Origin of the sequence: Vasconcelosia minhoensis LEGE 07310 (genome assembly GCF_015207255.1) — a bacterium.
Taxonomy (GTDB): domain Bacteria; phylum Cyanobacteriota; class Cyanobacteriia; order Phormidesmidales; family Phormidesmidaceae; genus Vasconcelosia; species Vasconcelosia minhoensis.
In genome coordinates, this window is sequence record NZ_JADEXG010000058.1 from 1 (window position 1) to 26,000 (window position 26,000).

Sequence of the window (26,000 nt, forward strand, 5' to 3'; positions counted from 1 at the left end):
GGCTTGGGCTTGGAGCTGCTGCTGGACGCCGTTGAGTAAACTGGTCTGCTCAGCCTGGCTACAGTGGGTGACATCGAGGGTTTTAAGCAGCCGACGATCCAGAAAACGGCGGCAAAAGTCCGACAGAATGGGGTCTGGATGATGCTGCCAGCGCTGCAAGTGGTAGGTAAAACCAATATCGTCCGCCGCTAAATAGTGCTCCAGCGGCAGCGTATCCACCGGCTGCGTCAGCCAGGCCGTTACCGTTGCGTCGGCTTCAACTTCCCCTCGTTGAAGCAGCTCCCGAGCTCGGCTATAGGCCTGCTCTAGCACCCAGGAGGCTGAAATATTTTTAGGGTGGCTATAGATCTGAGCATACATAAAATAGCGTACGACCAGGTAATGCTCGATTGCTGCCAGCCCTTTTTGGGCTACCACGAGCTGCTGGCTAACCGAGTCGTAGTCCAGCGCTAGCAAAATTCGGTCCAGATCGAGCTGGCCATAGGAGGCGCCGGTGAAGTAGCTATCGCGCATCAGATAGTCCATGCGATCGCAGTCGAGCTGACTCGAAACCAGCTGCCAGATACAGGGCAGCGGATGCTGATGAGTATAGACCTGCTGTAAGGCAGCAAAGAGCTGAGGTGAAAACGCGTCGAGCAAAGCCCGAACATCGGTCGAGTACTCAATAATCTGTAGGGTCCAGCGCTCGTGGTGACTGCCAAATACCTCCTCAGCCGTATGGCTAAAAGGGCCGTGACCCAGGTCGTGCAGCAATGCCGCACAGAGCACCGTCGCCCGGTAGGGCTGAAGCTCTATATAGCGGCTCGCCAACCGGTCGAAGGCGCGGCGAGCCACCGCTAGCACCCCCAGCGAATGGGTAAACCGAGATGTCTCTGCCCCGTGAAACGTCAGACTGGCTGGACCCAGCTGTCGAATGCGCCGCAGCCGCTGAAAAGCCGATGTTTCAATCAGGTCAATCAGCAGCGCCTCCACTGGATCGCTGCGCTCCAGCGTAATCGCACCGTGGAGCGGGTCGTGATAAGTCCGCTGCTTAGAGCTCATCGCCCAAATCGCTACCCGTACTGGCGTATAGGCTGGTCTGAGCCGACTGGGCCAGCAGTTCGACCGCAGCCTGATATTGAGCATCAGCCGTCTCGCCAAACTGACTGCGGGGAATCGGCTCTGCTGTCACAATCTGGTCAGGCTGAATGCCCTGACGGTTAATATCGCGGTGGTTGGGCGTTTCGTATTTAGCGACGGTGACGGCCAATCCTGACCCGTCTGATAGATCAAACAGCGACTGGATCAGGCCTTTGCCAAACGTCACATCGCCAATCAGCTGCGCCCGAGCATTGTCCTGTAGGGCTCCGGCCAGAATTTCACTGGCGCTAGCGGTGCCCTGGTTGACTAGAACGACTAGCGGATCGGCAGTTAGCGCCGGGCCAGTAGCGTCAAAGCTGCCCAGCATGCCCTGCCGGTTGACGGTGTAGACGACCGTACCCCGATCTAACCATAGGCGGGCAACTTCTATTCCAGCCTGAAGCAGCCCGCCTGGATTGTTGCGCAGGTCCAAGATATAGCCTGCTGCCCCTTGAGCCTCTAGGTCCTGAATCGCTGCTTTTAACTCAGCGACAGCTTTACCGTTGAACTGGCTCAGCCGAATATAGCCAAACTCCGGCAGGCCCGCTGCCGAGCGCAGCTCAGCGGAAACCGGGTTGAGACTAATCTGGTCTCGCACCAAATTTAGGTCGAAGGGCGGCTGGTCAGTGCGGCCTACGGTCAGCGTCACCTGGGTGCCAATGGCCCCTCGCATCCGCGTCGCGGCCTGATCGAGCGTCAGTCCCGTGGTTGGAGTACCGTTAATTTTGAGAATTTTGTCCCGAGGCAGCAGCCCGGCTGCCTCAGCCGGAGAGCCTTCAATCGGTGCGATTACCCGCAGCACGCTAGCCTCTTCGTCCTTTGCGATCTGCAGCCCCACCCCTAGCAGCTCTCCCGTCGTATTGGTTTGCAGGCTCTGATACTGCTGCGGCGGTAAAAATCGGGTGTAGGGATCCTCTAGGGTAGCCAACATATTTTGCACTGCCTCATAGGTTGTCTCCCAATCCGACAGGGGCTGGCGCAGCACTCGCTGGCGGATAAACCACCAGTTTTGATGGTTGAAACTTTCATCTAAATAACTGCGGTTGACGATCCGCCATACCTCCATCACCAGCTGCTGTTGGTCGGTCATTGCCCAGGCACTCATCCCAGGCCCGCCTAAGCACAGGGCCAGAACCAGGCCAACCGTTAGGACCTGCTTTAAAAAACGTTTTGCCATAGCTGTTATCGAGCCAGTCATCCGATATCGATCGTTTTTCGTGGAATAGCGTGCTGAGCCGAAGCTGCGGGATCTGCACCCCCAGGGCGAACCAGTTCTCCTAGCGTACAACTCTAAACCGTTCCATGCGTCTGTAATCCTTGCATTCGGTTGGCCTATAAGCGCCCGAGAAGCCGAATAGCGGCTGGACATAAAGTTTTATAAAAAACTCAGAAATTTTATTTTCTGATCGCCATATATCCAAGCTCCTGTTCTGCTCTGAGCCCATTGACCCAGTTAGCTCAGAGCAGGCGGTTCGTCTAGCCATCGCTAAAACTAGAGCCGCTATCTAGCCAAATTATCTGAAAGTTAGGCCAAAATTTGGCTAAATACCTGACCGGCTAGCCTCTCATCTTTCTAGAAAGTTGTGTTACATTTTTTAGTAGTAGCAATATAGATTTTTTAATTTAACCTACGCTTCATGTTTACAAAGCAAGTTACCGACTCTAAACCCTTCAAGTGGTTTGACGAGCGCTTAGAAATTCAGGCGCTGGCGGATGATATCTCTAGCAAGTATGTTCCTCCCCACGTCAACATCTTCTACTGCCTCGGCGGGATTACTCTGACCTGCTTCCTGATCCAGTTTGCAACTGGGTTTGCGATGACCTTTTACTACAAGCCAACGGTGACTGAGGCATTTAGCTCGGTTCAGTATCTGATGACCGATGTCAACTTTGGCTGGCTGATTCGCTCTGTACACCGCTGGTCGGCCAGCATGATGGTACTGGTGATGATCCTACATACCTTCCGGGTCTATTTAACCGGCGGGTTCAAGAAGCCCCGTGAGCTGACCTGGGTCACCGGTGTCATTTTGGCGGTGATTACGGTTTCCTTTGGGGTGACCGGCTATTCGCTACCTTGGGATCAGGTTGGCTACTGGGCGGTTAAAATTGTCTCAGGCGTGCCGGGAGCGATTCCCGTCGTCGGCTCTACCGTGGTAGAGCTGATGCGAGGGGGTGAAAGTGTGGGTCAGGCGACTCTGACTCGGTTCTACAGCCTGCATACGTTTGTTCTGCCCTGGCTGATAGCAGTCTTTATGCTGCTCCATTTCATCATGATTCGGAAGCAGGGTATCTCGGGTCCGCTGTAGGTTCCTCTCTTCTAGGTTTACTTAGCGTTCGTTTTTCAAGCAAGGACTGATTATGGCAACTATCAAGAAGCCGGATCTAAGCGATCCGCAACTCAGAGAAAAGCTCAAGAAGGGCATGGGGCACAATTATTATGGTGAGCCTGCATGGCCCAACGATTTGCTCTACGTTTTCCCAGTGGTCATGCTGGGAACGCTAGCTTGCTGTGTTTCGCTTGCCGTCCTCGACCCTGCAATGATTGGCGAACCTGCCAATCCTTTTGCGACTCCGCTCGAGATCCTACCTGAGTGGTACCTTTACCCAACCTTTCAAATCCTGCGGATCTTGCCTAACAAGCTCTTGGGAATTGCTGGGATGACGGCGATTCCGCTAGGATTAATGCTAGTTCCCTTCATTGAGAATGTGAACAAGTTTCAAAATCCCTTCCGTCGTCCGGTCGCGACTACAGTGTTTATGATCGGTACGCTGGTTACCCTCTGGTTGGGCATTGGGGCAACCTTCCCGATCGATGAGTCTTTGACTCTGGGCTTATTCTAGAGATGACTGGGAGCTGATTTAGTTTTCAGCCCACTTCAGCCGGTCTCAGATTTAAAAGCGTTCTCCGCTGACGGTATTCGGTCGTTTATCCGGATAGGTGCAGTAGAGAACGCTTACTCTATGAATGCTCGTTCACGTATTATCTTTAGCGTACGCAGCTCTGTAGTCGAGGAGGCTAGGGCGCTGAAAATGCTCAGGCAGGCTCACTTGCAGGTCCGTAGCCGGTTGGAAGAGCTCGCTCAGGTACAGCAGGGGTTCAAGGCGTTTTATCAGGCGACCGAGTCGGAGCCCTTTTGGCAGGGCAATCGGTTTGACCAGCTCAACCTAGCGCTAACGGAAGGCTTTACAAACGCGGTTCGCCATGCCCATGCCGCTCTGCCCCAAACGACGCCAGTCGAGATTAGCCTGGCGCTGTGGGCAGAGCGGATGGAAATTTGCATTTGGGACAGGGGGGAACCTTTTGATCCTAGCAAGGTTCAGGAACCGCCACAGGGTGCCTTGAGGGAAAGTGGGTACGGCTGGTTTCTGCTGCGGCGCTTGGCTGATCAGGTGACCTATCACTCGCTAGCTGAGGGCCGCAACTGCCTGAAAATCGTTAAGTACTCAAAGAATTTGTGAATCCCCACCCAATCCGCATCTGTGTTTAAGCATTCAGTTGTTAGGATGGACGGCAGATTATCCCTACAGCCAAGGCGAATTCATGACTGGGACTGCACTTATTACCGGTGTTACAGGCCAGGACGGTTATTACCTCAGCCGCTTACTGTTAGAAAAAGGCTATCGTGTTGTAGGGTTGGTGCCTCCCGAACGGCAGAGCAGCGTTGCCAAGCTAGACGAATTGGCAGACCAAGTTGAGATTTATTCTGTGCCGTTGACCGACCAAGCCGCGTTACTGACGGCAGTTGAGCAGCTTCAGCCCACTGAAATCTATAATTTAGCCGCGCCTAGCTTTGTCCCCGCTTCCTGGGACGATCCGCTGGGTACGCTTGATCTAATTACGGGTACAGCAACCCGCCTGCTTGCGGCCGTGCGCCAGGTTGGGTTGAGCACACGTTTCTATCAGGCCAGTTCCTCTGAAATTTTTGGCCAGGTTCAGTCAGCGCCTCAGACTGTTGAGACACCCTTTCGACCTAAAAATCCCTACGGCGCTGCCAAGCTGCATGCTCATTGGACGATGGTGCATCACCGAGAGCGATACGGACTGTTTGCCTGTAGCGGGATTCTGTACAACCACGAGTCGCCCCGTCGCCCGCCCCAGTTTGTCACCCGCAAGATCTCACTGGCAGCAGCAGCCATTAAGCTAGGTCTGCGCGATCGCATTTCTATGGGCAGTCTGGAAGCTAAACGAGACTGGGGCTATGCCGGTGACTATGTTGAGGCCATGTGGCGTATGCTTCAGGCCGATACGGCTGAAGACTATGTGATTGGCACCGGCGTGCTGCATACTGTTGCCGACCTGGTCGAGGCGGCCTTTGCCTGCGTCGGTCTTGACTGGCAGCAGTATGTCGAAACCGATCCCGACCTGTTTCGACCCGATGAGCATTTTCAGCTTGTTTCCAACCCGGAGAAAGCCCAGCGGAATTTAGGCTGGCGACCTCAGGTTAGCTTTGAGTCCCTGGTTGAAACGATGGTTACGGCAGATTTAGATCGGCTTCGGGCTGGGACAGTTGCCCCACTAGGTGCAAGCTGAGCCATGCGGCACGTCTTCGTTTTCATCGAGGTCCTAGGCGCTGAAGGGGGCATTCAATCTTATATTCAGGATGTGCTTAGCGCCTACGCTAGCCTCCCCAAAGCCGAAGCCGATGTGTTTCTGCTGAGAGATAGTCAAGCTGCACCCAATCCGCTACGGCACTGTCGCCAGCTGCGGTTTCACTATTTCAAAAGCACGCGACCCATGCTGGGGCGCGTACGGCTCACGGTGGCGTTGATGTCATGCCTAATGCGTTACCGGCCTGAGCATGTCTTTTGTGGCCATATCAATCTGGCCGTTATGGTCAACCGACTCTGCCGCTGGCTTAAGCTGCCCTATACCGTACTGACCTATGGGAAAGAAGTGTGGGACCCGCTGCCACCCGCCGAGCAAGCTGCCCTGGCGGCGGCAGAACGCTTCTGGACAATTAGCCGCTACAGTCGCGATCTTGCCTGCCAGGCGAATCAGATTGACCCAGGCCAAGCCAGGCTTTTGCCCTGCGTGGTCGACGGCAGACAGTTTATGCCGGGAACCGCTCCCGATGCGCTGGTCGCTCAGTATAGCTTGAAAGAATCCCTCGTCCTAATGACGGTAGCGCGACTGTGGTCTGGCGATCCATACAAGGGGGTAGACATGACCATCCGGGCGCTGCCGCAAATTTTACAGGTTTTTTCCAATGTCAAGTATTTAGTTATCGGTCGCGGCGATGACCAGCCGCGGCTGGCACAGCTCGCTGAGGATTTGGGTGTGGCCGAGCGGGTTATCTTTGCCGGATTTGTGCCAACGGCGGCCCTTGCCGATCACTATCGACTCGCCGATGTCTACGTCATGCCGTCGCGGGAAGGCTTTGGCATTGTCTATCTAGAAGCCATGGCCTGCGGTGTTCCGGTCATTTCGGGCGATAGTGACGGTTCGGCTGAGCCGCTACAGGACGGACGGCTGGGCTGGCAGGTTTCCTACCGCGATGCAGACGCGATCGCTCAGGCCTGTATCGAAGCCCTCAAGGGCGAAGACTCGCGCTGCCAGGGAGACTGGCTCCGACAGGAAACGCTAAATCGCTTCAGTGCTTCAGCCCTAGCAGCGCGGCTGACCGAGCTGCTGTCAGAGACGGATTAGATGTCCCTGCTCGGCCGGGATGAAAATTCGCAAGCGGGGAGCAGTTCGCATTAGGATAGGAAGACACGCTGCCCCACCCGGTTGCCATCGGGATTTGCCCTGTGAATCAAAACGGTTTTAACCAGCTACAGCTGCGACTGCCTGGAGTAGGCTGCTGGCTTGGCCTATTAGCCGTAGCCTGGCTGTTGGCGACTCTGGGTTTGGGTTGGTTAGTCAAGTCGGTATTGGTGATTATCCTGCTGCTGTTGCTGGCTCCAGTAGTCGCCTTCCTCGGCCTGCGACTATGGCTCAAGCGCAGTCTGGTCGAGGGAGACTGTCCCGTCTGCAGCCAGTCGCTGACGGGGCTGAAAAACTTCCAAACCCCTTGTCCTAACTGCGGTACGGTGTTAAAAACAACGGCATCAGGGTTTCAGCGAGCTGTGCCGGAGGGCACCATTGATGTCCAGGCCGTTGACGTCAATGCCAGCGCTACCGAGCCCGCTAGCCCAGCCCCTGGTGAACCGATTGACGTCGAAGTCAGGCAGCTCCCCCACTCGGAAGACTAGCGAATTCGCAGCTGATAGGGGTGGCTCGTGCCGCTGCGATTGCCGATATACACCTGATAGGTGCCCTGATTGAGGACTCCCGGCGACTGAATAACGCCGCCATCGAAATCATGGGCTAAAACACACTCATTAAAGCCCTGGGGACCTCTAATCAGCAGCGTATAGTCCCCCGTGCTTTGGACCTCAAAATTGAGCGAGGCAAAAGGTTCGGTCACCTGAATCACCTGCGCGGGCGTATTCCCAATATAGCCGCAGGCTGAGGACTGAGCTCCTCCGGTTTGACCGGTTACCTCAATCGGACTGCTCAAAGGGGTCCGCACTGGCGTCTGGGCTTGAACCGCGCCAAAGGGCAGGACGGCGGTCAGTAGAGCGGGTAAAACTAGGCTAGCAGAAAAGCGTCTCATATTTCCCCTGGCATTAGCACAGAATAGGCGGGTGTGCTGCTGTATAAGCCTATACTAGAAGGCGTTTTACAGGACAGCAGTGAATTTGTGACAGTTACTTAAATGGGAGCAGGCGCAGATGGGATTTGGTAGACTGACCTCAGTTTGCCCTTTCTCGGCCTATGCAGCGCACTCGTCTCAGCACCCTTTTTAGTCAGGCAGCTCAGACGGTCAGCCAATGGATTTTTAATCCCTGGCGGCGGCTGTCGGTGGCCATTATCAGCCTGCTGTTTGGCAACTTTTTTGCCGTGGCGATTTCAGCGACGGCCGGACAAACTGCAGAGATTGACATTGTGATTTCTGGGCTGCTGCTGCTAGTGGCGGAGTTTATCAGCTGGCTGTTTTACCGCTATTCGCCTCGGCTGCGGGCCGATCGGCAGCCCTCGCCGCTGCGGCCGCGCTCTTACCTGATTGAAATGCTGAATGCCTTCAAGCTGGGCATGATCTATGGCCTATTTGTGGAGGCCTTCAAGCTCGGCAGCTGAGCAGCGGGCGACCAGCAGGCGCGATCGCGCCGTCACCGCTGCCCAATCGCCCTGGGTCAGGTCGGACGGATGGAAGAGACCGCCGCTCAGACCGACCGCGATCGCGCCTGCTCTGAGCAGCTCTGGCGCATTGTCGACGGTTACGCCGCCGGTAGGAATTAGGGGAATAGCGCCCAGCGGTTCCTGTAGGGCTCGAACATAGGCTGGTCCACCCAGGGCAGAAACAGGAAATACCTTAACCCCAGCCGCCCCTAGCTGCCAGGCTGTGACAATCTCAGTCGGCGTCATCGCCCCGGCGACAAGTGGAATGCCGCATTCTTCAGCGGTTTGAATCAGGCCCGCATGGGTATGCGGGCTAAAGCCAAATCGCCCCCCAGCGGCAACCCCAGCCCGTAAGTCGGCTGCACCTAGCAATGTGCCCAGGCCCACCGTACAGTCCGGCAGCTGGGCGCTCAGCTGCTGCACCAGGGCGGCCGACTGAGCGCCGCTCCAGGCAACTTCGAGCAGCCGCAGACCTCCCGCCGCTGCGGCCCAAGCCATCTGCAGTCCCGTTTCTAAACTGGGGGCTCGGATGATAGCCACGGCCCGATGTTGGCGCAGCAGGGCTAGCCAGCCGTCTAGGCGATCAGCTTGCTGGCGGAGCGGCATAGCCTCAGGCCGATGTGGCCAAACGCTTACGCAGCGATTCAGAGCGCCGTTTGGCTGTCGCATTTTTAGGATCGGCGGCAAGCGACTGCTCATAGGCTTCTAGCGCCTGACTCATCAGCTGCTTGCGCTCGTAGGTATGGCCTAAATTATTGAGCGCAGTAACGTAATCCGGGGAGATTTTGAGCGCTTCCTTGTACTCTCGAATTGCCAGATCCAGCTGCTCTTGAGAAAAGTAGACATAGCCTAAAGCGTTGTGAATCAGGGCAGCGTTGTCGGCCTCTGAGTCACTCAGATGCTTGAGGGCCTGCTTCAGATAGGTAGCCGACTGCCCATAGAGTTTTTTATCCAGCAGCAGACTGCCTAGCTCGTAATATTCAATGGCTTCGCCTTGACCACTGGTCAGCTTCTTTTGCAGTCGGGATAGCGTCATCTCGGTGCGGCGCGTTTTAAAGGCCTGGCGCAGGACCAGTACCGCCGCGACGCTGAGCAGCGCTAGCAAAATACTGAGGTAGATAATTAAGTAGCGGCTATTTTCCATGGCACCAGGGGCTAATCTCGGTTGCCTATTCAGTTTAGGGGAACTCTATCGAGTTTAACGGATTAACTTTGACGAGTTACGTTAGCGCAGTCCCCAGTCGGCCGCCCACTCGTTCAGCCAGCCCTGCTCAGCCCAGCCTCGAATCGCGGCATTCACGCCGGTTCTCAATTCGTCATACTGCACGCCTTTGGGCAAGACAACCGCCAGGGGCTCTACTGAAATCACCTCAGGCAGCAGCCGGTAGGTCGAGTCTTGCTGCGCCCAGCCGACCAATACGCTGATATCGCCAGCAAAGGCATCAACTTCACCCTGCTCTATCAGCGCCAACGCCGCCTGATAGCTCTCTACGCCGACTAGGCGAGCCGCCGGAAGCCGATAGCGAACATGGGCTATCGCACTGGAACCCTGCAATAGGGCAATTGTTCTCAGCCGCAGATCCGAGAGCTGCTGAACATCCTGACTTTGGGCAATGAAGCCAGTACCGTCCAAATAGTAGGGGTCGCTAAAGCTGACCAGACGGCGACGGGGTTCGGTCAGCGTCACCGCCGCGATCGCCAGGTCTACCTCATCTGCCAAAACCGCATTCACCCGGTCAACATTGCTCACCGGGCGCAGCTGCACCGCATTCGCATCGCCTAGCAGCGCCTCTGCCAGGCGATGGGCTAGGTCTACCTCAAACCCAGCCAGCTCGCCAGAGGAATCACGAAACCCCAGCGGCGGCCGGTCTTCCTGCACGGCGATGATCAGATAGCCGCGAGACTGAATTTCGGCCAGATCAGCTGCCAGCCCGGAGCTGGGCATGGCCATCTGTAAGGCCAGCCAGCCAGCTATGCCGAAAAGATATCGCAGCATAGTACTTGGCAAAGAAATCATCAAAGCTAGCGCTACTGGCTAGCCCGCTCAACAACCTTGCCAAAACTGGTGGGGTCTAAGACGGCCATTTGGGCCAGCATTTTGCGATTGATTAAAATATCGGCCTGCTTTAAATCGCCAATCAGCCGGCTGTAGGTCGTCCCGTGAAGCCGAGCCGCTGCGTTGATCCGGGTGATCCACAGGCGGCGAAAATCGCGCTTACGCTTGCGGCGATCGCGATAGGCGTTACGCAGCGCCTTCATCACCTGCTGGTTAGCCGTGCGAAATAGCTTGGAGTGGGAACCCCGAAACCCCTTGGCTAGCTTGAGAACTTTTTTGCGGCGCTTCCGAGCAACATTACCGCGTTTGACACGTGCCATAGCTTTTTCTTACAAATTTCCTAATTAACGGCTTACTGGTAGGGCATCATCAGCTCAACATTTGGCACGTCGGCCTCGTTGACGACGGTAGCTTTTGACAGCCGTCGCTTCCGATCCGTCCCCTTATGCTGCAGCAGATGGTTTTTAAATGCCTTACGGCGCATGAGTTTACCGCTACCACTGCGACGAAAGCGCTTGGCCGCTGCCCGGCGAGTTTTTAGCTTTGGCATGATTCCAGTCTAGTTTTTAACACAGTCTTCAATATTAGTACATCTTTAGCTAGTCTCACCAGCCTGATCGGCAATTTGGTCGAAATCCAGAGCGGGTTCAAAAATCTGTCAGAATAAATCTGAAATTGCTCCTTCATCTGGATTCATCTATGGCTATCTCCCTCAAGCTGCAATCTGCCCTGGCGCAGAATCGAGCTTTAAAAATTATCAGCGGGCTGACTAACTTTGACGGTGATCGAGTGGCGGCAGTGGCTGAAGCCGCCGCTCAGGGCGGCGCGACCTTTGTCGATATCGCCGCTGATGCCGACCTGGTACGTCGGGTACGGGGCCTAATCGATCTGCCAATTTGCGTTTCCGCCATAGCGCCTGAGCGTTTTTTGGCCCCGGTCGCGGCGGGAGCCGACCTGGTTGAGATTGGCAACTATGACGCTTTCTATGCTCAGGGGCGGCGCTTTGAGGCGGCGGAGGTGCTAGCCCTGACCCAGCGCACCCGCAAACTGCTGCCCGATATACCGCTGTCGGTGACGGTGCCGCATCCCTTAGCGCTCGACCAGCAGGTGGAATTAGCGATCGCGCTGGTTGCCGCTGGCGCTGACCTGATTCAGACCGAAGGCGGTACCAGTAGCCAGCCGACTCATCCTGGGGTACTGGGGCTAATCGAAAAGGCTGCGCCCACATTGGCGGCTACCCACGCCATTGCCCGGGCCGTCTCCGTGCCCGTCCTCTGCGCTTCGGGCCTATCGGAAGTGACCGTTCCTATGGCGATTGCAGCGGGGGCAGCCGGCGTCGGCGTTGGTTCTCTCGTCAACAAGCTAGAGAGCCCGCTAGCGATGGTGGCCGTCGTTCGCAGTCTAGCAGCAGCCTTGCAGACCGTGAGCCGGACTCCGGTCGCAGCCTGAGCTAGCGATGTAAAGCCTGCCAGCGCGCCCGCAGGTCGGCAACTGTAAACAGCGCCTCAAAGGGGAGCCCAGCTTGGGCATAGTGCTGGGCTCCCCCTTGCTGACGATCGACCAGCGCCAGGATGCCGGTCACAGAGTAGCCCGCCGCCCGTAGCCGCTCTACTGCCTGCATTGCCGACTGACCAGTCGTCACAACATCTTCTAAGACGACGACGGGGCTATTGGGCGGTAGGCTAGGCCCTTCAATATTGGCCTGGGTACCATGTTCCTTCGCGGCCTTGCGGACAATCAGCGGCGTAATCGGGCGATGACTGTAGGCTCCGGCGATGCTGACTGCCGTAACCAGAGGGTCGGCCCCCAGCGTCAGTCCACCCACGCCAACCGTCTCCTGCGGCAGCCGGGCCAGCATCAGCCGACCCACCATCAGGCCTCCCTGAGGGTGTAGCGTGACCTGTTTGCCGTTGATGTAATAGTCGCTGTGCTGGCCGGAGGAGAGGGTGAAATCTCCTTCTTTGTAGGCAACCTGACAAATCAGATTGAGCAGGGCTGACTTTAGTGTCGTCAAACTCACTGTGGGCAGCGCTTCGGCTGAGAGGGAAGTGGCGGAAAGCGTCATCGTTTTTTACCTCAAAGCACTGGTAAATACGGGTTGCAAATCAAAACCCGATGGTTAGCATAGGGACGGATGGTCCTTTGAGCTGTCCGGCTATCCCGATTGATATGGCCCGGCTCTGAATTGGGCATTCTACTGGGAATATTGCTCCATGTTATTGGCAAAACGAGGTGTGAGTTTAACTATGGGTATTCAGCTTAAGACTGTTTTTAGCGCTGCGATCGCGATTGTAGCCTCTACCGCTCTGATCCCGACGGCTGAGGCCCAAATCGCGCCGTTCGAAGGCCCGTCTGTGCTCCAGACGCTGGACGAAATTCTATTTGATCGTTCCGACACCTACTTCGAAAATCGCTCTATCGGCAGTCAGATTGATTTTATCTTAGGGCCGGGCGGCTTGGACAATGCCGCTTTCCCCGAGCTAGAAATTGACGATGACGCGGAGGCGCTATTCCTAGCTTACGAAGAGCTGATGACGTTGCAGACGCTGAACACCCCTACCATTCGGACGCCCGATCTGCAATCACCCTACACAACCTCGATTTTACTCCTGCCGCTTTCCCAAGCCAGCAATCCGACGGCGGGCAGGGGCCTCAATACGGACGGACGGCTACCCCTTCGCTAAACGAAGCATTGCTGTCAAATCAAAAGCCGGGCAGATCCCAATATCTGCCCGGCTTTTGATTTTGGCCTGAAGACAGGCTATCAAAAATCCAGGGTGCAGGGGTCGAACCTGCCTGAGGCGAATTATGAGTTCGCTGCCTAAACCGCTCGGCCAACCCTGGTCTTTGCTTTTATACTACGAGAATGCTCCCTTGGGAGCTACCCTTTTAGTAAGGATTTCATATCAGGTCTTTGCATGAGAATCAATCCAGCTGTCGCCTATACCTTGATTTTGCTAACGCTTATGTTTGGGGCGGGCGTAGTCAGTTCCTCCTGGGGCTATGCGTTAGGTCGCAAGGCTCTCACGGGAGTGCGCCAGCCTGAAACGCAGCCTGCCAGTGCGGCAGCAGCGAGCTCCGAAGGTAGCGGCCATTTTACGCCTCTAGCCGAGGATGAAATTCTAGCCGAGGTTGAAGCTCGCATGACGGGGCAGCCCGGCGTTTCGGAGTAGCTAGCAGCTTAGGGCCCACAGCGATACACAATCATGGTTCCGCCTGGCTTTGCCAATATTGCTCCGCTGCCGCTGACCCTATCAGCTGTTTTAGGACGCATTCTGGCGGTCTTATCACTGATTGGGCTGAATGCCTTTTTTGTTGCTGCCGAGTTCTCTATCGTATCGGTACGGCGATCGCGGATTGACCAGCTGGTATCGACTGGAGATGTCCAGGCTAAAACAGTACAAAGCCTACAGCACAGTCTTGAGCGTCTGCTCTCGACCACCCAGCTCGGAATTACGCTGTCGAGCCTGGCCTTAGGGTGGATTGGGGAAAGCACGGTGGCCACGCTTTTGGCCCAGTGGCTCGGGCGGCTGCCGCTGTCGGGGCCAGCTGTACAATTTCTGGCTCACTCAGCTGCTCTGCCCCTCGCCTTTTTTTTGATTGCCTATTTACAGATTGTTCTGGGAGAGCTCTGGCCTAAATCAGTAGCGCTGATGTACCCAGAGCGAATCGCCCGGGTCTTAGGCCCGCCGAGCCTGACCATTGCCCGCGTATTTACACCGCTAATTTGGGTTCTAAACCAGTCCACGCGGTTTTGGCTGCGGCTAGCTGGCGTTGACTACAGCCGGCAGGACTACTACGGTCGGCTAACCCCAGAGGAGCTCCAGCTGATCATCAGTACTTCCACCGAAGTGCCGGATCTGGAGAAAGAAGAGCGGCAAATTTTAAATAACGTATTTGAATTTCGAGATATTACGGTCGAAGAGGTGATGGTGCCGCGGACCCAGATTACGGCGATCGAGGAAAGTGCGACTTTCCAGGACCTGCTTGATGAAATGGCCACGACTGGCTATTCTCGCTATCCGGTGACTGGCGACTCTCTAGATGATATTCGCGGGATCATCTACTTTAAAGATTTGGCTCAGCCGCTCTACCAAAATCAGCTTCAGCCCCATACTGGCATCCAGCCCTGGATTCAGCCAGCCCGAGTGGTGCCAGACTCGCTACCCCTGCCAGACCTGCTAGCGCAAATGCAGCAGTCAGGACTGGCTATGGTAATTGTCGTCGATGACTTTGGCGGTACTGCCGGGCTGCTGACGCTGCGCGACCTCACGGCTGAAATTATGGGCGAGGTCCGCGAGCCTGACCCCGCTTTTCAGTCACCGATTGTTCGGGTCAACAGCCACACCCTGATCGTCCCGGCTCAGACCGTGCTGGAAGAGGTCAACAATCAGCTACAGCTCAGCCTTCCCCTACGGGAGGACTATCAGTCCCTGGGTGGCTTCGTCATTTTTGAACTGCAAAAGATCCCCCAGGTCGGTGAGAGCCTGCGCTATGACAATCTCGAATTTACCGTGACAGCAGCCGATGGCCCCCGGCTGCATAAAATACAGGTCCGCTGCCTAGACCATGCTATCCATGTAAAAGGAGCCGCGATCGCAACTGCCAGGCCCCAGCCAGACGGTCATGCCCGGCTTTTGGGCGACGATACGGCCCGGAGCAGACGCCTAGAGAACTGACACAGCCTGCCCCAGATCGAGTCCCGAACGGCGCAGACTACTGATGAAAATCCTTGCTGCCTCCAGCGAAGGGTGTGACCAGTGAGGCCAAGCCGCTCTCCAAGCCTGAACGCCAGTCGCGCTGTGATAGTATTTGTTTGATTTTTCTCAGTTTTGTAGCGATTACAGACGCCATAGTTTCTAACCCTAATTTTTCTAAAGGCCAGATGTGAGGAGCTCGCGAGTGCAGAGACCATCTTTTCAAGCAGCGGTGGAAAAGCAGCTGTCCCGGGTCTACCCCGACCCGATTCGAGTAGGTGTGATTGGCGTCGGCAATATGGGACAGCACCATGCTCGCGTCCTGTCGCGGTTGAAAGACGTCGAGCTGGTAGGGATTTCTGACATCAATGTTGAACGCGGGTTAGACACGGCGAGCAAGTATCGGATTCGATTTTTTGAAGCCTATCAGGAGCTTTTGGAGACAGTGGATGCGGTCTGCGTTGCGGTGCCGACTCGACTGCACTACGAGGTAGGTATGGCCTGCCTACAGGCTGGCGTCCACATTTTGATCGAAAAGCCAATTGCTGCCAGCATTGCCGAGGCCGAGTCGCTGGTCAATGCCGCTGCAGCCTCCAACTGTATCCTCCAGGTAGGCCATATCGAGCGATTTAATCCGGCCTTTCAGGAGCTGCATAAAGTGCTGCGAACGGAGGAACTATTGGCCCTAGAGGCCCGCCGCATGAGCCCCTATTCACAGCGGGCCAATGATGTTTCGGTTGTGTTGGATCTGATGATCCACGACATCGACCTGCTGTTAGAGCTAGCCGCAGCTCCGGTCGTGAAGCTTACCGCCAGCGGCAGTCGGGGTGAGTCTGCGGGCCATCTGGACTACGTCACCGCTACCCTGGGGTTTGCCAACGGAATTGTGGCGACAATCACGGCGAGCAAGGTCACTCACCGCAAGATTCGGACGATCGCGGCTCACTGCCGAAACTCGCTGACTGAGGCCGACTTTTTGAACAATGAAATTCTGATTCATCGGCAGACGACCGCAGACTGCATGACTGACTACGGCCAGGTGCTCTATCGCCAGGACAGCCTGATTGAAAAAGTCTATACCAGCAATACGGAACCGCTACACGCGGAGCTGGAGCACTTTGTCAACTGCGTCCGCGGTGGTGAAAAACCCTCCGTCGGCGGCGAGCAGGCGCTCAAAGCGCTGCGGCTGGCCAGCCTGATCGAACAGATGGCCCTGGACGGCCAGGCCTGGAAGACCGACGACGACCTTCAGATTGCTTTAGAATCGGTCACGGTAGCGGTTTAGCCGAACTATCGAGCGCTGCCTGGATTTGCTCAACCACTAGGCAGCTGACTAAGGCGTTACCAGCCGGGCTGAGATGAATATGGTCCCGGTATAGGCTTTCGGGCTCAGACTGCTGCTGGTAGGTCGCTAAGAGGTCGAGGTAGCGTATCTGTGCTGCGATCGCGAGTTCCGCCAGCCGCTGCCGCGCCACCTGCTCATAGTCTCGTGGACCGGGCGGCAGGACTTCTCGCTTCAGCGGCGAGAGCACCAGGATAAATTCGCTCTGGGCTGCCCTAGCCTGCTGCTGAATCGCCTGGATCGCTGCTAGATTCATCCCAACCCGGTCGCCGCCTTCGTTCTGAATTTCTGCCAGGCCCGGAATCGGCGGCTGCTTTTGGTAGCGGTTCAGGAATTCGGCGATCGCGGCGGGAGGTTTTCGGCTGGGGTAGCTGCGATCGCGACCTACCTGTAAAGGCGACGGCTGGGTGCCAAACAGGTCATCCGTATTCAGCACCAGCACGACTACTGTCGCTTCAAACGTGCCAAAGCGTTCCAGGTAAGCTAGCTGATTTCGCGGTCCCCAGGAATTAGCCGAGGCGTTTAGGACTTCGACCGACTGATAGCCCTCTGGCCGTGCTTCCGTTCTGAGCGGCTGCGCAATTAGCGCCGATAGGGTTTGCGACTGGTCGGTCCACCAGTTACCGTTGACCAACGAGTCGCCCAGCAGCAAGACCCTGAGGGTTGTGGCAGGCCGCTCAATAGTCGTGGCCGGGCTGCGCATGGAGTACTGATTGATTTCAATCCGATTGCCCATGCGCCGCAGCCGCTGATTGGGGGCCAGCAGATAGCCGATCTGATCGTCCGCCACATACAGCGGCGGGTTGCCAAAACCCCAAAATAATCTCAGGCTAAGCTCTATCAGCAAAATTCCCAGGACAGCTACCAGTAAGGCAATCAGAACAAATTTCACAGGTTGTGGAAGAAATAGTAAACCATTCGTGTCTAAAGCCTGACCAGACAAGAGTTTAGTATAAAATGTTACTAAGGAAAAATCCCTATTGATGCCAGCGTAGCTTGGCAGGTGCTGCCATGAGTGCACTTCTAAAGCCAATCATAATTGACCTTCAGCAGCCAGTACATTTTACGGTTCAGGTGAGAAATTTAGAGCGATCTGAGCAGTTCTACAGTACTGTGCTGGGGCTAGAAATGGCCGCTCGGCCTCTAAAATTTCCCGGTAGGTGGTATCAGGTTGGCGCCTTTCAGCTGCACCTAATTGTCAGTCAAGATGCCTGTAGGCGGCCCTCAGAAGCGAAGTGGGAGCGACAACCGCATATCGCATTTGCGATCGCCAGCCTCACTTCAGTAAAGCAAGCACTGATCGAACAGGCCATTGAGTTTCAGATGAGTTCCTCTGAGGGAACGGCCTTGTTCGTTAAAGATCCCGACGGTAATGTGATTGAGCTGATGCAGGTATCGCCGCCAGAGTCAGCCTGAGCCAAACGCATTAAAAAAATATGAAGCTATCCGCCGTACCGGGTTAGTTTTGAGCGCGACCGGGGCTTACTGGTAGAAGAGCCGAACGGGTACCGCTAAAGAGTCAATGGGCGAGATCGCCTAGGGCTGATTTATCAGCTCACCCCTGTTCTTTTCGTCAATTGAGCAAAAAGCATGAGCGCCACCAGTCCCCTGACTCTCGCCAGCAGCCAAAAATCTAAAAAACCCAAAATGCTCGTCGTCGATGATGAGCCCGATAACTTAGATCTGCTCTATCGCACCTTCCGCCGCGACTTTCAGGTGCTGCGGGCGGAGAGCGGCATCGAGGCGTTGAACCTGTTGTCCAATGAGGGCGAGGTCGCCGTTATTATCGCTGACCAGCGGATGCCGGAGATGAAGGGAACCGAGTTCCTCAGCAAAACTGTACCTGACTTTCCCGACACGGTACGCATCATTCTGACCGGCTTCACCGACGTCGAAGACCTGGTCGAGGCGATCAACGCCGGTCAGGTCTACCGCTACATTACCAAGCCCTGGAATCCGGATGAGCTACGGGGCGTCGTGGACCGGGCCGCCGAGACCTACGAACTGCTGAAGCAGCAAAACGAAGCGCTGTATCGGGCCGAGAAGCAGACTAAGCTTGTCGTCACAGTCGGTCAGATCGCCGCCCAGGAAACCACGCTAGCCGACGCGCTAAGCATGCTGGCAAAAGGCTTTGGCCAGATTGTGGGCGCTAAGGTCTGTACCCTCCAGCTGATCGACCAGCCCCTGGCGGGCACGTTTGGTCCGGTTCCCAATGCAGCTGAGCTAGTTCAGCAGACCGCTTTAGCTCAAAGAGCCCTGGCCTCCCAGAGCATCCAGGCGTCGGCTAAGATCGCCGCCGATCCTGAGCTCGCCGCTGACCCGCTGTATAGCGCTAGTGAAACCCAGTCTCATCTGGTTTTCCCCGTCCTCTATCAGGGACAGCCGTTAGCGCTGATGTCGCTCCAGTGGGAGTCTGACTACAGCACCCTAGACGACGTTAGCCAGATAATGAACGTGCTCAGCCCGTCGGTCGCGCTAGCCCTGGTTGCTCTGAGTCAATAGCCCTCTCAAGGTAGTCCCAAGAAAGCCAGAAAGATTCAAAGGAAAATTGGCTCACTTGTTGGGGCTGAGCCCAGAGCGCTAAGATCGTGATGTATATCGCGATCGGTGGCTTGTAATAAGCCGCAGTCATGAGTTCAACCAATCTTTCAACCGTTAGCCAGCCCGATGCCGAAGCCATTCGGGCGTTGTTCAATCGGATTGCACCGGTTTATGACACCCTCAACCAGTCCCTGAGTCTGGGCCTGCATCGGGTCTGGAAGCAGATGGCCCAGCGCTGGAGTAACGCCCAGCCCGGCATGACCTGCCTGGATCTGTGCTGCGGCAGCGGCGACCTAGCGCTGCTGCTGGCGCGGCAGGTCGGGGAAACGGGTCATGTGGTAGGAGTCGATTTCGCGGCGGCACAGCTGGCGATCGCGGCCCAGCGGGCAGCGGAGCGAGGCTGGCAGGCCCGCTTCGATTGGGTCGAGGCCGATGCCCAGGCGCTGCCCTTTGTCGATGCCAGCTTCGACGCGGCGACGATGGCCTACGGGCTGCGCAATCTGACCGATATTCCCCAGGGCTTAGCGCAGCTTAGACGGGTGCTGAAGCCCGGCGCAACGGCTGCTGTTCTCGACTTTCACTGGCCTAGCCAGCCAGTTATGCAGCAGCTACAGCAGTGGTATTTAGGTCGCATTGTTGTCCCGACGGCAGAGCGCTACGGACTGACCGCAGAGTATGCTTATATTGGTCCTAGCGTTGAACGCTTTCCGCTGGGACCAGAACAGGTCTGTTTGGCCCAGCAGGCGGGGTTTTCCCAGGCGGTTCACTATCCCATCGCCGGTGGGATAATGGGCATTCTGGTAGCAACGCGATGATATGAACGGGTCGAGTCTGTGGATAGTCTTCGTGCCGCCTATTTTGGGGGGCATCATCGGCTATTTTACGAACGATATTGCAATCAAGATGCTGTTTCGGCCCTACCGAGCCCGCTATCTTTTGGGTCGGCGGATTCCCTTCACCCCGGGGCTGATTCCCAGCAATCAGGAACGCCTGGCGACAAAGATTGCCGACACGATTATGCGATCGCTGCTAACGCCAGAGGAACTGCAAAAGCTAGCCCGGCGGCTGCTTCAAACTGAGCGGATGCAGAGCGCCATCGACTGGCTGCTGCGACTAGCGCTAGACCAGGTCAAAAGCGAAACTCAGGAAAAAACGGCCCAGATCCTGGGCAACATCTTGCAGGATACAGTGGGGCAATCGCTGCCCCGGCTGCTCAAGGTCTGGTCGCGACAGGAAGATTTTTTAGAAGCGCAGCTGAACCAGATTTTTGACCAGGTGCTGCTCGACTTTCGGCTCAATGATGAGCAGGCGGCCCAGGTTTCAGAATGGGTGTTCCAGGGTATTCTGCCGCCCGACCGGATTCGCCAGCTGATCGTCGATTTTCTCACCGACTACAACGTGCAGGTGATTGACGAAACGCTTAGGGCCAAGACCAGCGGCACCTATTGGGTTGTGGCGAACCTATTTGGCGTGCGCAATGCGCTGACCCGACTGCGCGGCTTTTGCCTGGATGAACCGGCCCAGAGTAATGCTCGCATTGCGGAACTAATGGCTGCCCTGGGGATTAAAGTGCGGCTCCAGACCTGGCTTAAAAAGTTTTCCCTCCAAGAGCTGCCGGTTTCGACCGTGCGCCAGCTGCGTCGCACCCTGCGGCAGACCGTTCGGGACTATCTACGCACCCAGGGCAGCAGCCTGCTTCAGGGCATGAGCAGTTCGGTCAACTGGAACAAGCTCGCTACCCAGCTGCTCAACCGGCTGCAGAATTCTCCCGCCGTCACCAGCTCGCTGGGTCTAGTCAGCTCAGAACTGGCGCTGATTCTAGAGCGCTATCTGGAACGCGACCTGGAAAACATTGTCGCCAAAACAATTCCAATTCTTGACATTGACCAGGTGATCATCGACCGGGTCAACGCGACTTCGCCAAAGGATTTGGAACTGGCGATTCAGGGAATTGTCCGCAACGAGCTTCAGGCAATCGTCAATTTGGGCGGCATCCTAGGATTTGTGATCGGGTCGTTTCAGGCCGTGTTTTTGGTGCTCCAGCAGTAGCTTACGCCGCTAGCCAAACCGTCCCGATACGTAATCGCGAGTGGTTTCTTCCTTAGGATCGCTGAAGATCCTCTGGGTGCTGTCGTATTCCACCAGATAGCCCAGCTTGCCGCCCTGCGCGGTCTCCTTAGCATTGAAGAATGCCGTCCGGTCGGAGACCCGAGACGCCTGCTGCATATTATGGGTGACGATGACTAGGGTGTATCGCTTCTTCAGGTCGTGCATCAGCTCTTCAATCTTGTGGGTTGAGATCGGGTCTAGGGCAGAACAGGGTTCATCCATCAGAATCACCTCGGGTTCGATCGCGATCGCGCGAGCAATGCACAGCCGCTGCTGCTGCCCGCCAGACAGCGAGAGGCCGCTTTCCTTCAGCTTATCTTTGACCTCGTCCCAGAGCGCCGCGCCCTTCAGCGATCGCTCAATCAGCTCATCCATATCGCCCTGATAGCCGTTAATCCGAGCGCCAAAGGCAATATTTTCATAGATTGACTTGGGGAACGGGTTAGGCTTTTGGAAAACCATGCCCACTCGCCGCCGCAGCTCGACCGGATCGACTCGCGGGTCGCAGATATCTCGACCGTCAAAATGAATCTGGCCCTCGACCCGAGCCCCTGGAATTAAATCATTCAACCGATTAAAGCAGCGCAGGATAGTGCTTTTGCCACAGCCCGAGGGGCCGACCAGGGCGACGATCTGGTTGCGGGGAATATCGAGGTAGACCTCTCGAACGGCGAGCGTCGGCCCGTAGTAGACTGAAACGTTTTCGGCTTTAAGCGTCAGCTTAGCAGCGGTATTTGAGACCATGTTCAACGGCGTGAGTAAGGGACTTAAGTCAGGAACTGAAGCGCGAAAGGGAGTCTGAAGCGGCTTTCCTACAGACTTTTTTGAAACCGATTGCGAAGATAGATCGCTAGGGTATTCATCAGCAGCAGCACTGCCATCAGCACGATGATGCCAGAGGCCGCGATCGCGTGAAACTCGTCCTGGGGGCGGCCAATCCAGTTGTAAATTTGAATCGGCAGTACGGTGAACGGACTCTGCAAGCCTTCTGGCAGGAAGGGAATAAAAGTCAGCGCTCCGATTGCAATCAGCGGGGCTGTTTCACCAATCGCCCGCGACAGTGCCAAAATCACACCGGTGAGAATCCCGGGAAAGGCGATTGGCAGCACATGGTTCCAGACGACCTGCCACTGGGTCGCCCCCAGCGCCAGCCCAGCCAGCCGGATGCTATTTGATACAGCCCGCAGCGCTTCTCGGGTCGCCACAATCACCACTGGCAAAATCAGCAGGGTCAGGGTCAGCGCCCCCGACAGCACGCTGCGCCCACCGGTAACCGGCTCCATCAGGCGCACAAAGGCCGCCAGCCCCAGCAGCCCGTAGATGATCGAGGGCACCCCAGCTAGATTGCTGATATTAATTTCGATCAGCCGGGTGAGCCAGCTATCGCTAGCGAATTCCTCTAGATAAATGCCCGCCCCAACCCCCACTGGAAAAGTGACTGCGGCCACGACTACCATCACCCAGAGCGTCCCGGCCAGAGCTGCCAGGATACCGGCCTGCTCAGGTTTTCGAGAGGGATAGCTGGTAATAAAAGTCCAGTTCAGCGTGCCCACACCATCAATCAAAATGGTCAGCAGCAGCCAGACCAGCACCGCTACCGCAATTCCGGTGGCCAGCCAGGCCGAGGCTTGGAAGACGCGATCGCGGCTATAGCGGCTAGGCAGATTTTGCCTGAAGCGATCGGTCTGACGGGGGCTTGCCACCGCTGAGCGAGAATCGTTTACATCCATAGAAGCTTAACTGCTTGGCAACAAGGTAGGCGAGGCTGGCCGCTACTCATACTTTTCTCGAAAGCGGCACACGAACCAGAAGCTGAACCCGTTCAGCGTTAGGGTCATAATAAATAGAGTCATGCCGACGGCAAAGATTGTCTTATACTCCAGCGTCCCCACCGCCGCATCGCCCAGGCTGACCTGTACGATAAAGGCGGTCATTGTCATCACCGGCACCAGCGGATTGAAGCCCAGCGTGGGGTTTGCCCCGGCGGCCAGGGTGACGATCATCGTTTCCCCAATCGCCCGAGACACCGCCAAAATCAGCGAGGCGACAATTCCCGACAGAGCCGCAGGCAGGACGACTGAAAGAATGGTTTCATGCTTGGTTGAGCCCAGGGCATAGGCGCCATCCTTGAGGCTGCGGGGCACAGCCGAAATCGCGTCTTCACTCAGGGAAGCCACCATAGGTGTGATCATGATCCCCAGCACTAAACTAGCGCTGAGGGCGTTGAATCTGCCCAGCTCGGGAATAAAGGTCTTCAGCACGGGGGTGACGGTCAGCAGCGCAAAGTAGCCGTAGACCACCGTGGGTATCCCGGCCAGAATTTCTAACACCGGCTTGAGAATCCTACGCACCCGGGGCGTCGCATATTCGCTCAGGCAGATTGCAGCGAGCAGCCCTAGCGGCAGCGCTACCAGTACCGAGATGACTGAAATCGTCACCGTGGCGCTGACCAACACAAAAATGCCAAACTGCTTACTGGCAAAGAGCGGTGTCCATTTGGTATCGGTCAAAAACTGCCAGAGGGAAACCGCCTGCAGAAACTCGATGGTCTCAAAAATCAGCGTCGCCACGATGCCCAGCGTGGTCAGAATTGAGACCGCCGCAAAGGTGCCGCAGACGACTTTCACCGCTGTCTGCACCTGTCGGGCGCGATCGCGATTGGGATGCCATGACCCCGGCGCAATATCACCGGGAAGCTCAGCCGTCATATCACCTGACCTCGGTCTTTAACCAGCGCTATAGTGGAAGTGAGTCAACGCTGCCATTCTGTCAGAACCTTACTGTCAGTGCGTAAAGGCCAGGTTAAGGAAGCATGTTATGTATACCGTCATCTACGATGGCCAGTGCAATCTCTGCGTGACGCTCGTGCAGCTGCTGGAAAAGCTGGACCGTGGGCAGCAGTTTGCCTACGTGCCGATGCAGGCCGAGGCGCAGCTAGAAAGCTTAGACGTGACTGCCGCAGACTGCGAGCAGGGCATGATTCTACTCGACCCGGCCCAGCAGCGCTGGCAGGGCAGTGACGCGGCGGAAGAAATTGGCCGCATTTTGCCTATGGGTGGTCTGTTTGTGCAAGCCTACCGGGCGCTGCCGGGGTTCAAGTCCTCGGGAGATCGCGCCTATGCCTACATCCGCGACCACCGCTATGAAATCTTTGGCAAACGCTCAGAGATTTACGAGTCTGCTTATCCAGCCTGCGAGTCTGAACGCTGCCAGCAGCATTTCAGCTAGCCTACGGGCGCTTAGGGGCCGGCAAAGATCACTTCTTCCAAATCGCGGCGGCTGAGCGAATATTTGAAGCTGCGCTGAACGTCACGACTGTCTGCCCCAACGGTGTGATAGCTGACCACGATAGAGTCAATATCGAGCACCAGTTCCGCCCGCCAGGCCGACCGCTCCAGCGTCCAGTTGTTTAGATTGGCAGGGTCTTGCTGACAGCCGTGGGAGCTCAGCCAGGACTCAATGTCGGGCAGCGGATGGTTGTAGAGCGGCGTGTCAGAAGGTTGCATAGGTTGAATTTACAGGGATGGAGCAAAGGATGGGCTGGGTAATGCGGGCGGTGCGTCAGGGTTAGCCGGGAGCGGGCTGGAAACCTGGGGACTTGAAACTTGGGGACTCGAACCCTGAAGATGAGACGGAACCAACTCTCCCTGGGTGAGCCCCATCGCCAGTACCAAAACTAGGCATACCGCAAAGGTGACGCCCAGAATAAACAGCGCAAACAGCTCCCCTGCCGATAGGGGTCGATCGGTTGGGTCCAGGTAGGCACTCGAACGGCCCAGCTGATGGCTGCGAACCGAGCGGTTGAAGTTTTCTGGAATCTGAATCACCGAAATGCGTGAATAGCCAATCTGATGGTCATAGGCAAGGCGTCTTTCGGGATTGCTGAGGGTGGCATAGGCTTCGTTCAGCTGCTGAAATTTTTGAGTCGCGATCGCGCTTGGCAGCTCAGTTGTATCGGGGTGATAGCGCTTGCTTAAGTCGCGATAGGCCCGGCGAATCTGCTGTACCGAAGCCGTCGGCTCCAGTGACAGCAGCTGATAGTAATTGCTGACCCGACCATCGTATCCCATGCGCCCCGCCCTAGGCCATTTCCCAGCAGGCCGCGCCACGGGTGAGACGAATTTGCGCCAGGGCATAGACGACTGGAATGACCCGGCCGTGGTTAGTCGCAATCGTCCGCCAGCCCAAATCGACTAAAAACCAGGTCCACAGCGCCGGTCCCAGACCGGCCAGCAGGCCGCGCATCGCCCCGTAGCGCGCCGCGTTCATCGCCATGCCGCGCGAGGCCATCTGCGCTGCCATCCGGGTTTGAATCTGCGCTGCTGCCCCAAGGCCGCCTTTAACCAAGACCTGTTTCGCGACCTGATAGCGGGCAAAATGGAGGGCAAACTGACGGGCAATCTGCTGGAGCAGCCAGGGACGCACCACGGAACTCAGGGCCAGAGCGCTGCTGCCCTTAACCAGCAGTCCCAGGGGATCTTGCTGGACCGACAGGGGCAGCTGCTGAAACTGCTCATTCTCAGCCAGGGAATTTTGCAGCTCCCCCTGGAGCTGTTTGCGCTCGGCTCCAGACATCCTTGCCCAAGCTTTTTCAAGCAGGGTCAGAAAGAGCTCAGCTTCCAGGTCGGACGTCGATAGGCTATCGGGATAGGGCGTCTTGAGATGCTGACAAATGCCAATCAGAGCCTGACGATAGGAGACTTGCTGAGTCTGCCCCCGCAGCACGGTAAATCCATCGGCCGCCAAAAAGCGAAAACGCTGGTCTAAAAGGTCAATTTGCTGGGTGCGATCGCAGCTTTGCACATCCAGCGGGCTCGGCGTAGCCACGTAGTCAAGCGGGTTGAACCGGGGTCGAAAGAGAATTTCCGTCATGGCCTGTAGCTCTTCGGCGGTCGCTAATTCCAATCCGGTTCTGAGTTCGTCCACAGCTGGCCTCACCGCTTTGCTTTCTGTCCCCTTATTCTACATATAAAT

33 protein-coding genes and 1 tRNA gene are annotated in these 26,000 nt (G+C 56.4%); 17 read left to right on the forward strand and 17 right to left on the reverse strand.

Going from position 1 to position 26,000, the window contains the following annotated elements; translation table 11 throughout:
* Positions 1–1,041, reverse strand: a 1,041-nt coding sequence (locus IQ241_RS19650; protein WP_193910497.1) for an HD domain-containing protein, incomplete at its 3' end; no start/stop codon positions are given.
* On the reverse strand, positions 1,031–2,296 hold the full coding sequence (ctpA, locus tag IQ241_RS19655) for a carboxyl-terminal processing protease CtpA (RefSeq protein ID WP_193910499.1): 1,266 nt from the start codon (positions 2,294–2,296) through the stop codon (positions 1,031–1,033). The genes ctpA and IQ241_RS19650, both read right to left, overlap by 11 nt.
* A 460-nt stretch (positions 2,297–2,756) precedes the next feature.
* On the opposite strand from ctpA, the gene petB reads away from it, so the two are divergent.
* The 6 genes from petB (at position 2,757) to IQ241_RS19685 (ending at position 7,311) form a co-directional block, all read left to right on the forward strand.
* Complete coding sequence (gene petB / locus IQ241_RS19660; RefSeq protein WP_193910501.1) at positions 2,757–3,425, forward strand: cytochrome b6; 669 nt, start codon at positions 2,757–2,759, stop codon at positions 3,423–3,425.
* A 52-nt stretch (positions 3,426–3,477) separates the two neighbouring features.
* A complete protein-coding gene (gene petD, locus IQ241_RS19665; protein ID WP_193910503.1) occupies positions 3,478–3,960 on the forward strand; it encodes a cytochrome b6-f complex subunit IV in 483 nt (160 codons plus the stop codon).
* A gap of 120 nt (positions 3,961–4,080) precedes the next feature.
* Positions 4,081–4,578: an ATP-binding protein gene (locus tag IQ241_RS19670; RefSeq protein WP_228021877.1), complete on the forward strand. Its 498-nt coding sequence runs from the start codon at positions 4,081–4,083 to the stop codon at positions 4,576–4,578.
* Between the two features lie 82 nt (positions 4,579–4,660).
* Positions 4,661–5,650 (forward strand): GDP-mannose 4,6-dehydratase, encoded by a 990-nt coding sequence (locus tag IQ241_RS19675; RefSeq protein WP_193910505.1) that lies wholly within the window; start codon positions 4,661–4,663, stop codon positions 5,648–5,650.
* A gap of 3 nt (positions 5,651–5,653) precedes the next feature.
* Positions 5,654–6,766, forward strand: coding sequence for a glycosyltransferase family 4 protein (locus IQ241_RS19680; RefSeq protein WP_193910507.1), 1,113 nt, complete (start codon positions 5,654–5,656; stop codon positions 6,764–6,766).
* Positions 6,767–6,867: 101 nt separating this feature from the next.
* On the forward strand, positions 6,868–7,311 hold the full coding sequence (locus tag IQ241_RS19685) for a hypothetical protein (protein ID WP_322743713.1): 444 nt from the start codon (positions 6,868–6,870) through the stop codon (positions 7,309–7,311).
* Here the strand turns inward: IQ241_RS19685 and IQ241_RS19690 are convergent.
* Entirely contained in the window at positions 7,308–7,715 is a 408-nt protein-coding gene (locus IQ241_RS19690; RefSeq protein WP_193910509.1) for a hypothetical protein, read from the reverse strand. The two genes, IQ241_RS19685 and IQ241_RS19690, sit on opposite strands and share 4 nt — an antisense overlap.
* A 161-nt stretch (positions 7,716–7,876) precedes the next feature.
* On the opposite strand from IQ241_RS19690, the gene IQ241_RS19695 reads away from it, so the two are divergent.
* Positions 7,877–8,239: a DUF565 domain-containing protein gene (locus tag IQ241_RS19695; RefSeq protein ID WP_193910511.1), complete on the forward strand. Its 363-nt coding sequence runs from the start codon at positions 7,877–7,879 to the stop codon at positions 8,237–8,239.
* Here the strand turns inward: IQ241_RS19695 and IQ241_RS19700 are convergent.
* From IQ241_RS19700 to rpmI, 5 genes are all read right to left on the reverse strand, one after another.
* On the reverse strand, positions 8,207–8,887 hold the full coding sequence (locus tag IQ241_RS19700; protein ID WP_193910513.1) for a bifunctional 4-hydroxy-2-oxoglutarate aldolase/2-dehydro-3-deoxy-phosphogluconate aldolase: 681 nt from the start codon (positions 8,885–8,887) through the stop codon (positions 8,207–8,209). The two genes, IQ241_RS19695 and IQ241_RS19700, sit on opposite strands and share 33 nt — an antisense overlap.
* Positions 8,888–8,891: 4 nt before the next feature.
* Entirely contained in the window at positions 8,892–9,425 is a 534-nt protein-coding gene (locus IQ241_RS19705; protein ID WP_193910515.1) for a tetratricopeptide repeat protein, read from the reverse strand.
* Between the two features lie 81 nt (positions 9,426–9,506).
* A complete protein-coding gene (locus tag IQ241_RS19710; RefSeq protein WP_193910517.1) occupies positions 9,507–10,277 on the reverse strand; it encodes a transporter substrate-binding domain-containing protein in 771 nt (256 codons plus the stop codon).
* A gap of 32 nt (positions 10,278–10,309) precedes the next feature.
* On the reverse strand, positions 10,310–10,657 hold the full coding sequence (rplT, locus tag IQ241_RS19715) for a 50S ribosomal protein L20 (protein WP_193910519.1): 348 nt from the start codon (positions 10,655–10,657) through the stop codon (positions 10,310–10,312).
* Between the two features lie 32 nt (positions 10,658–10,689).
* A complete protein-coding gene (gene rpmI / locus IQ241_RS19720; RefSeq protein ID WP_193910521.1) occupies positions 10,690–10,887 on the reverse strand; it encodes a 50S ribosomal protein L35 in 198 nt (65 codons plus the stop codon).
* Positions 10,888–11,036: 149 nt separating this feature from the next.
* Between rpmI and IQ241_RS19725 the strand changes: the two genes are divergently transcribed.
* Positions 11,037–11,786: a DUF561 domain-containing protein gene (locus tag IQ241_RS19725; RefSeq protein ID WP_193910523.1), complete on the forward strand. Its 750-nt coding sequence runs from the start codon at positions 11,037–11,039 to the stop codon at positions 11,784–11,786.
* 1 nt (position 11,787) lies between these two features.
* Here the strand turns inward: IQ241_RS19725 and pyrE are convergent, their stop codons facing one another.
* The gene (gene pyrE / locus IQ241_RS19730; RefSeq protein WP_193910525.1) at positions 11,788–12,402 is read right to left on the reverse strand and encodes an orotate phosphoribosyltransferase; all 615 of its coding nucleotides are present in this window, start codon (positions 12,400–12,402) and stop codon (positions 11,788–11,790) included.
* Between the two features lie 181 nt (positions 12,403–12,583).
* Here pyrE and IQ241_RS19735 point away from each other — a divergent pair, with 181 nt between their 5' ends.
* Positions 12,584–13,021: a hypothetical protein gene (locus tag IQ241_RS19735; RefSeq protein ID WP_193910527.1), complete on the forward strand. Its 438-nt coding sequence runs from the start codon at positions 12,584–12,586 to the stop codon at positions 13,019–13,021.
* 87 nt (positions 13,022–13,108) lie between these two features.
* Here IQ241_RS19735 and IQ241_RS19740 read toward each other — a convergent pair.
* Positions 13,109–13,181: transfer RNA gene (locus IQ241_RS19740), tRNA-Ile, on the reverse strand.
* Between the two features lie 74 nt (positions 13,182–13,255).
* On the opposite strand from IQ241_RS19740, the gene IQ241_RS19745 reads away from it, so the two are divergent.
* The 3 genes from IQ241_RS19745 (at position 13,256) to IQ241_RS19755 (ending at position 16,319) form a co-directional block, all read left to right on the forward strand.
* A complete protein-coding gene (locus tag IQ241_RS19745) occupies positions 13,256–13,510 on the forward strand; it encodes a hypothetical protein (protein WP_193910529.1) in 255 nt (84 codons plus the stop codon).
* A gap of 33 nt (positions 13,511–13,543) precedes the next feature.
* Positions 13,544–15,016 carry a hemolysin family protein gene (locus IQ241_RS19750; RefSeq protein WP_193910532.1) on the forward strand — a complete coding sequence of 491 codons (1,473 nt, stop codon included), beginning with the start codon at positions 13,544–13,546 and terminating at the stop codon, positions 15,014–15,016.
* Between the two features lie 223 nt (positions 15,017–15,239).
* Entirely contained in the window at positions 15,240–16,319 is a 1,080-nt protein-coding gene (locus IQ241_RS19755) for a Gfo/Idh/MocA family oxidoreductase (RefSeq protein ID WP_322743714.1), read from the forward strand.
* Here IQ241_RS19755 and IQ241_RS19760 read toward each other — a convergent pair.
* The gene (locus IQ241_RS19760) at positions 16,303–17,268 is read right to left on the reverse strand and encodes an SGNH/GDSL hydrolase family protein (RefSeq protein WP_193910536.1); all 966 of its coding nucleotides are present in this window, start codon (positions 17,266–17,268) and stop codon (positions 16,303–16,305) included. The two genes, IQ241_RS19755 and IQ241_RS19760, sit on opposite strands and share 17 nt — an antisense overlap.
* Before the next feature lie 119 nt (positions 17,269–17,387).
* On the opposite strand from IQ241_RS19760, the gene IQ241_RS19765 reads away from it, so the two are divergent.
* The 4 genes from IQ241_RS19765 to IQ241_RS19780 all read left to right on the forward strand — a co-directional run bounded on the left by IQ241_RS19765 (position 17,388) and on the right by IQ241_RS19780 (position 20,966).
* Positions 17,388–17,792, forward strand: a complete 405-nt coding sequence (locus tag IQ241_RS19765) for a VOC family protein (protein WP_228021878.1) — start codon at positions 17,388–17,390, stop codon at positions 17,790–17,792.
* Between the two features lie 174 nt (positions 17,793–17,966).
* Positions 17,967–18,878, forward strand: a complete 912-nt coding sequence (locus IQ241_RS19770; RefSeq protein ID WP_193910538.1) for a response regulator — start codon at positions 17,967–17,969, stop codon at positions 18,876–18,878.
* 128 nt (positions 18,879–19,006) lie between these two features.
* Positions 19,007–19,732 (forward strand): bifunctional demethylmenaquinone methyltransferase/2-methoxy-6-polyprenyl-1,4-benzoquinol methylase UbiE, encoded by a 726-nt coding sequence (ubiE, locus tag IQ241_RS19775; RefSeq protein WP_193910540.1) that lies wholly within the window; start codon positions 19,007–19,009, stop codon positions 19,730–19,732.
* Between the two features lies 1 nt (position 19,733).
* A complete protein-coding gene (locus IQ241_RS19780; protein ID WP_193910542.1) occupies positions 19,734–20,966 on the forward strand; it encodes a DUF445 domain-containing protein in 1,233 nt (410 codons plus the stop codon).
* A 9-nt stretch (positions 20,967–20,975) separates the two neighbouring features.
* Here the strand turns inward: IQ241_RS19780 and pstB are convergent, their stop codons facing one another.
* From pstB to pstC, 3 genes are all read right to left on the reverse strand, one after another.
* Positions 20,976–21,770 (reverse strand): phosphate ABC transporter ATP-binding protein PstB, encoded by a 795-nt coding sequence (pstB, locus tag IQ241_RS19785; protein WP_193910544.1) that lies wholly within the window; start codon positions 21,768–21,770, stop codon positions 20,976–20,978.
* Between the two features lie 68 nt (positions 21,771–21,838).
* Entirely contained in the window at positions 21,839–22,756 is a 918-nt protein-coding gene (gene pstA / locus IQ241_RS19790) for a phosphate ABC transporter permease PstA (protein WP_193910545.1), read from the reverse strand.
* A 42-nt stretch (positions 22,757–22,798) separates the two neighbouring features.
* The gene (gene pstC / locus IQ241_RS19795) at positions 22,799–23,734 is read right to left on the reverse strand and encodes a phosphate ABC transporter permease subunit PstC (protein ID WP_193910547.1); all 936 of its coding nucleotides are present in this window, start codon (positions 23,732–23,734) and stop codon (positions 22,799–22,801) included.
* 109 nt (positions 23,735–23,843) lie between these two features.
* On the opposite strand from pstC, the gene IQ241_RS19800 reads away from it, so the two are divergent.
* Positions 23,844–24,254 (forward strand): thiol-disulfide oxidoreductase DCC family protein, encoded by a 411-nt coding sequence (locus IQ241_RS19800; protein WP_193910549.1) that lies wholly within the window; start codon positions 23,844–23,846, stop codon positions 24,252–24,254.
* Between the two features lie 11 nt (positions 24,255–24,265).
* Here IQ241_RS19800 and IQ241_RS19805 read toward each other — a convergent pair whose 3' ends face one another.
* Genes IQ241_RS19805 through IQ241_RS19815 form a run of 3 tightly spaced genes read right to left on the reverse strand, consistent with a single transcriptional unit; the run spans position 24,266 to position 25,952 of the window.
* The gene (locus tag IQ241_RS19805; RefSeq protein WP_193910551.1) at positions 24,266–24,532 is read right to left on the reverse strand and encodes a DUF3143 domain-containing protein; all 267 of its coding nucleotides are present in this window, start codon (positions 24,530–24,532) and stop codon (positions 24,266–24,268) included.
* Between the two features lie 9 nt (positions 24,533–24,541).
* Positions 24,542–25,096 (reverse strand): J domain-containing protein, encoded by a 555-nt coding sequence (locus tag IQ241_RS19810; RefSeq protein ID WP_193910553.1) that lies wholly within the window; start codon positions 25,094–25,096, stop codon positions 24,542–24,544.
* Between the two features lie 10 nt (positions 25,097–25,106).
* The gene (locus tag IQ241_RS19815) at positions 25,107–25,952 is read right to left on the reverse strand and encodes a YaaW family protein (RefSeq protein WP_193910555.1); all 846 of its coding nucleotides are present in this window, start codon (positions 25,950–25,952) and stop codon (positions 25,107–25,109) included.
* Positions 25,953–26,000: the final 48 nt, after the last annotated feature.

What these genes read in the sequence shown, in the direction of transcription:
- IQ241_RS19735 (WP_193910527.1), top strand. Translation starts at nt 12,584, where the DNA reads ATGGGTATTCAGCTTAAGACTGTTTTTAGCGCTGCGATCGCGATTGTA.
- IQ241_RS19805 (WP_193910551.1), bottom strand. Translation starts at nt 24,532, where the DNA reads ATGCAACCTTCTGACACGCCGCTCTACAACCATCCGCTGCCCGACATT.
- IQ241_RS19695 (WP_193910511.1), top strand. Translation starts at nt 7,877, where the DNA reads ATGCAGCGCACTCGTCTCAGCACCCTTTTTAGTCAGGCAGCTCAGACG.
- IQ241_RS19800 (WP_193910549.1), top strand. Translation starts at nt 23,844, where the DNA reads ATGTATACCGTCATCTACGATGGCCAGTGCAATCTCTGCGTGACGCTC.
- IQ241_RS19675 (WP_193910505.1), top strand. Translation starts at nt 4,661, where the DNA reads ATGACTGGGACTGCACTTATTACCGGTGTTACAGGCCAGGACGGTTAT.
- rplT (WP_193910519.1), bottom strand. Translation starts at nt 10,657, where the DNA reads ATGGCACGTGTCAAACGCGGTAATGTTGCTCGGAAGCGCCGCAAAAAA.
- IQ241_RS19700 (WP_193910513.1), bottom strand. Translation starts at nt 8,887, where the DNA reads ATGCCGCTCCGCCAGCAAGCTGATCGCCTAGACGGCTGGCTAGCCCTG.
- pyrE (WP_193910525.1), bottom strand. Translation starts at nt 12,402, where the DNA reads ATGACGCTTTCCGCCACTTCCCTCTCAGCCGAAGCGCTGCCCACAGTG.
- IQ241_RS19780 (WP_193910542.1), top strand. Translation starts at nt 19,734, where the DNA reads ATGAACGGGTCGAGTCTGTGGATAGTCTTCGTGCCGCCTATTTTGGGG.
- rpmI (WP_193910521.1), bottom strand. Translation starts at nt 10,887, where the DNA reads ATGCCAAAGCTAAAAACTCGCCGGGCAGCGGCCAAGCGCTTTCGTCGC.
- ubiE (WP_193910540.1), top strand. Translation starts at nt 19,007, where the DNA reads ATGAGTTCAACCAATCTTTCAACCGTTAGCCAGCCCGATGCCGAAGCC.
- pstB (WP_193910544.1), bottom strand. Translation starts at nt 21,770, where the DNA reads ATGGTCTCAAATACCGCTGCTAAGCTGACGCTTAAAGCCGAAAACGTT.
- IQ241_RS19680 (WP_193910507.1), top strand. Translation starts at nt 5,654, where the DNA reads ATGCGGCACGTCTTCGTTTTCATCGAGGTCCTAGGCGCTGAAGGGGGC.
- petD (WP_193910503.1), top strand. Translation starts at nt 3,478, where the DNA reads ATGGCAACTATCAAGAAGCCGGATCTAAGCGATCCGCAACTCAGAGAA.
- IQ241_RS19765 (WP_228021878.1), top strand. Translation starts at nt 17,388, where the DNA reads ATGAGTGCACTTCTAAAGCCAATCATAATTGACCTTCAGCAGCCAGTA.
- IQ241_RS19670 (WP_228021877.1), top strand. Translation starts at nt 4,081, where the DNA reads ATGAATGCTCGTTCACGTATTATCTTTAGCGTACGCAGCTCTGTAGTC.
- IQ241_RS19770 (WP_193910538.1), top strand. Translation starts at nt 17,967, where the DNA reads ATGAGCGCCACCAGTCCCCTGACTCTCGCCAGCAGCCAAAAATCTAAA.
- IQ241_RS19810 (WP_193910553.1), bottom strand. Translation starts at nt 25,096, where the DNA reads ATGGGATACGATGGTCGGGTCAGCAATTACTATCAGCTGCTGTCACTG.
- IQ241_RS19705 (WP_193910515.1), bottom strand. Translation starts at nt 9,425, where the DNA reads ATGGAAAATAGCCGCTACTTAATTATCTACCTCAGTATTTTGCTAGCG.
- IQ241_RS19725 (WP_193910523.1), top strand. Translation starts at nt 11,037, where the DNA reads ATGGCTATCTCCCTCAAGCTGCAATCTGCCCTGGCGCAGAATCGAGCT.
- pstC (WP_193910547.1), bottom strand. Translation starts at nt 23,734, where the DNA reads ATGACGGCTGAGCTTCCCGGTGATATTGCGCCGGGGTCATGGCATCCC.
- petB (WP_193910501.1), top strand. Translation starts at nt 2,757, where the DNA reads ATGTTTACAAAGCAAGTTACCGACTCTAAACCCTTCAAGTGGTTTGAC.
- pstA (WP_193910545.1), bottom strand. Translation starts at nt 22,756, where the DNA reads ATGGATGTAAACGATTCTCGCTCAGCGGTGGCAAGCCCCCGTCAGACC.
- IQ241_RS19690 (WP_193910509.1), bottom strand. Translation starts at nt 7,715, where the DNA reads ATGAGACGCTTTTCTGCTAGCCTAGTTTTACCCGCTCTACTGACCGCC.
- ctpA (WP_193910499.1), bottom strand. Translation starts at nt 2,296, where the DNA reads ATGGCAAAACGTTTTTTAAAGCAGGTCCTAACGGTTGGCCTGGTTCTG.
- IQ241_RS19710 (WP_193910517.1), bottom strand. Translation starts at nt 10,277, where the DNA reads ATGCTGCGATATCTTTTCGGCATAGCTGGCTGGCTGGCCTTACAGATG.
- IQ241_RS19745 (WP_193910529.1), top strand. Translation starts at nt 13,256, where the DNA reads ATGAGAATCAATCCAGCTGTCGCCTATACCTTGATTTTGCTAACGCTT.
- IQ241_RS19750 (WP_193910532.1), top strand. Translation starts at nt 13,544, where the DNA reads ATGGTTCCGCCTGGCTTTGCCAATATTGCTCCGCTGCCGCTGACCCTA.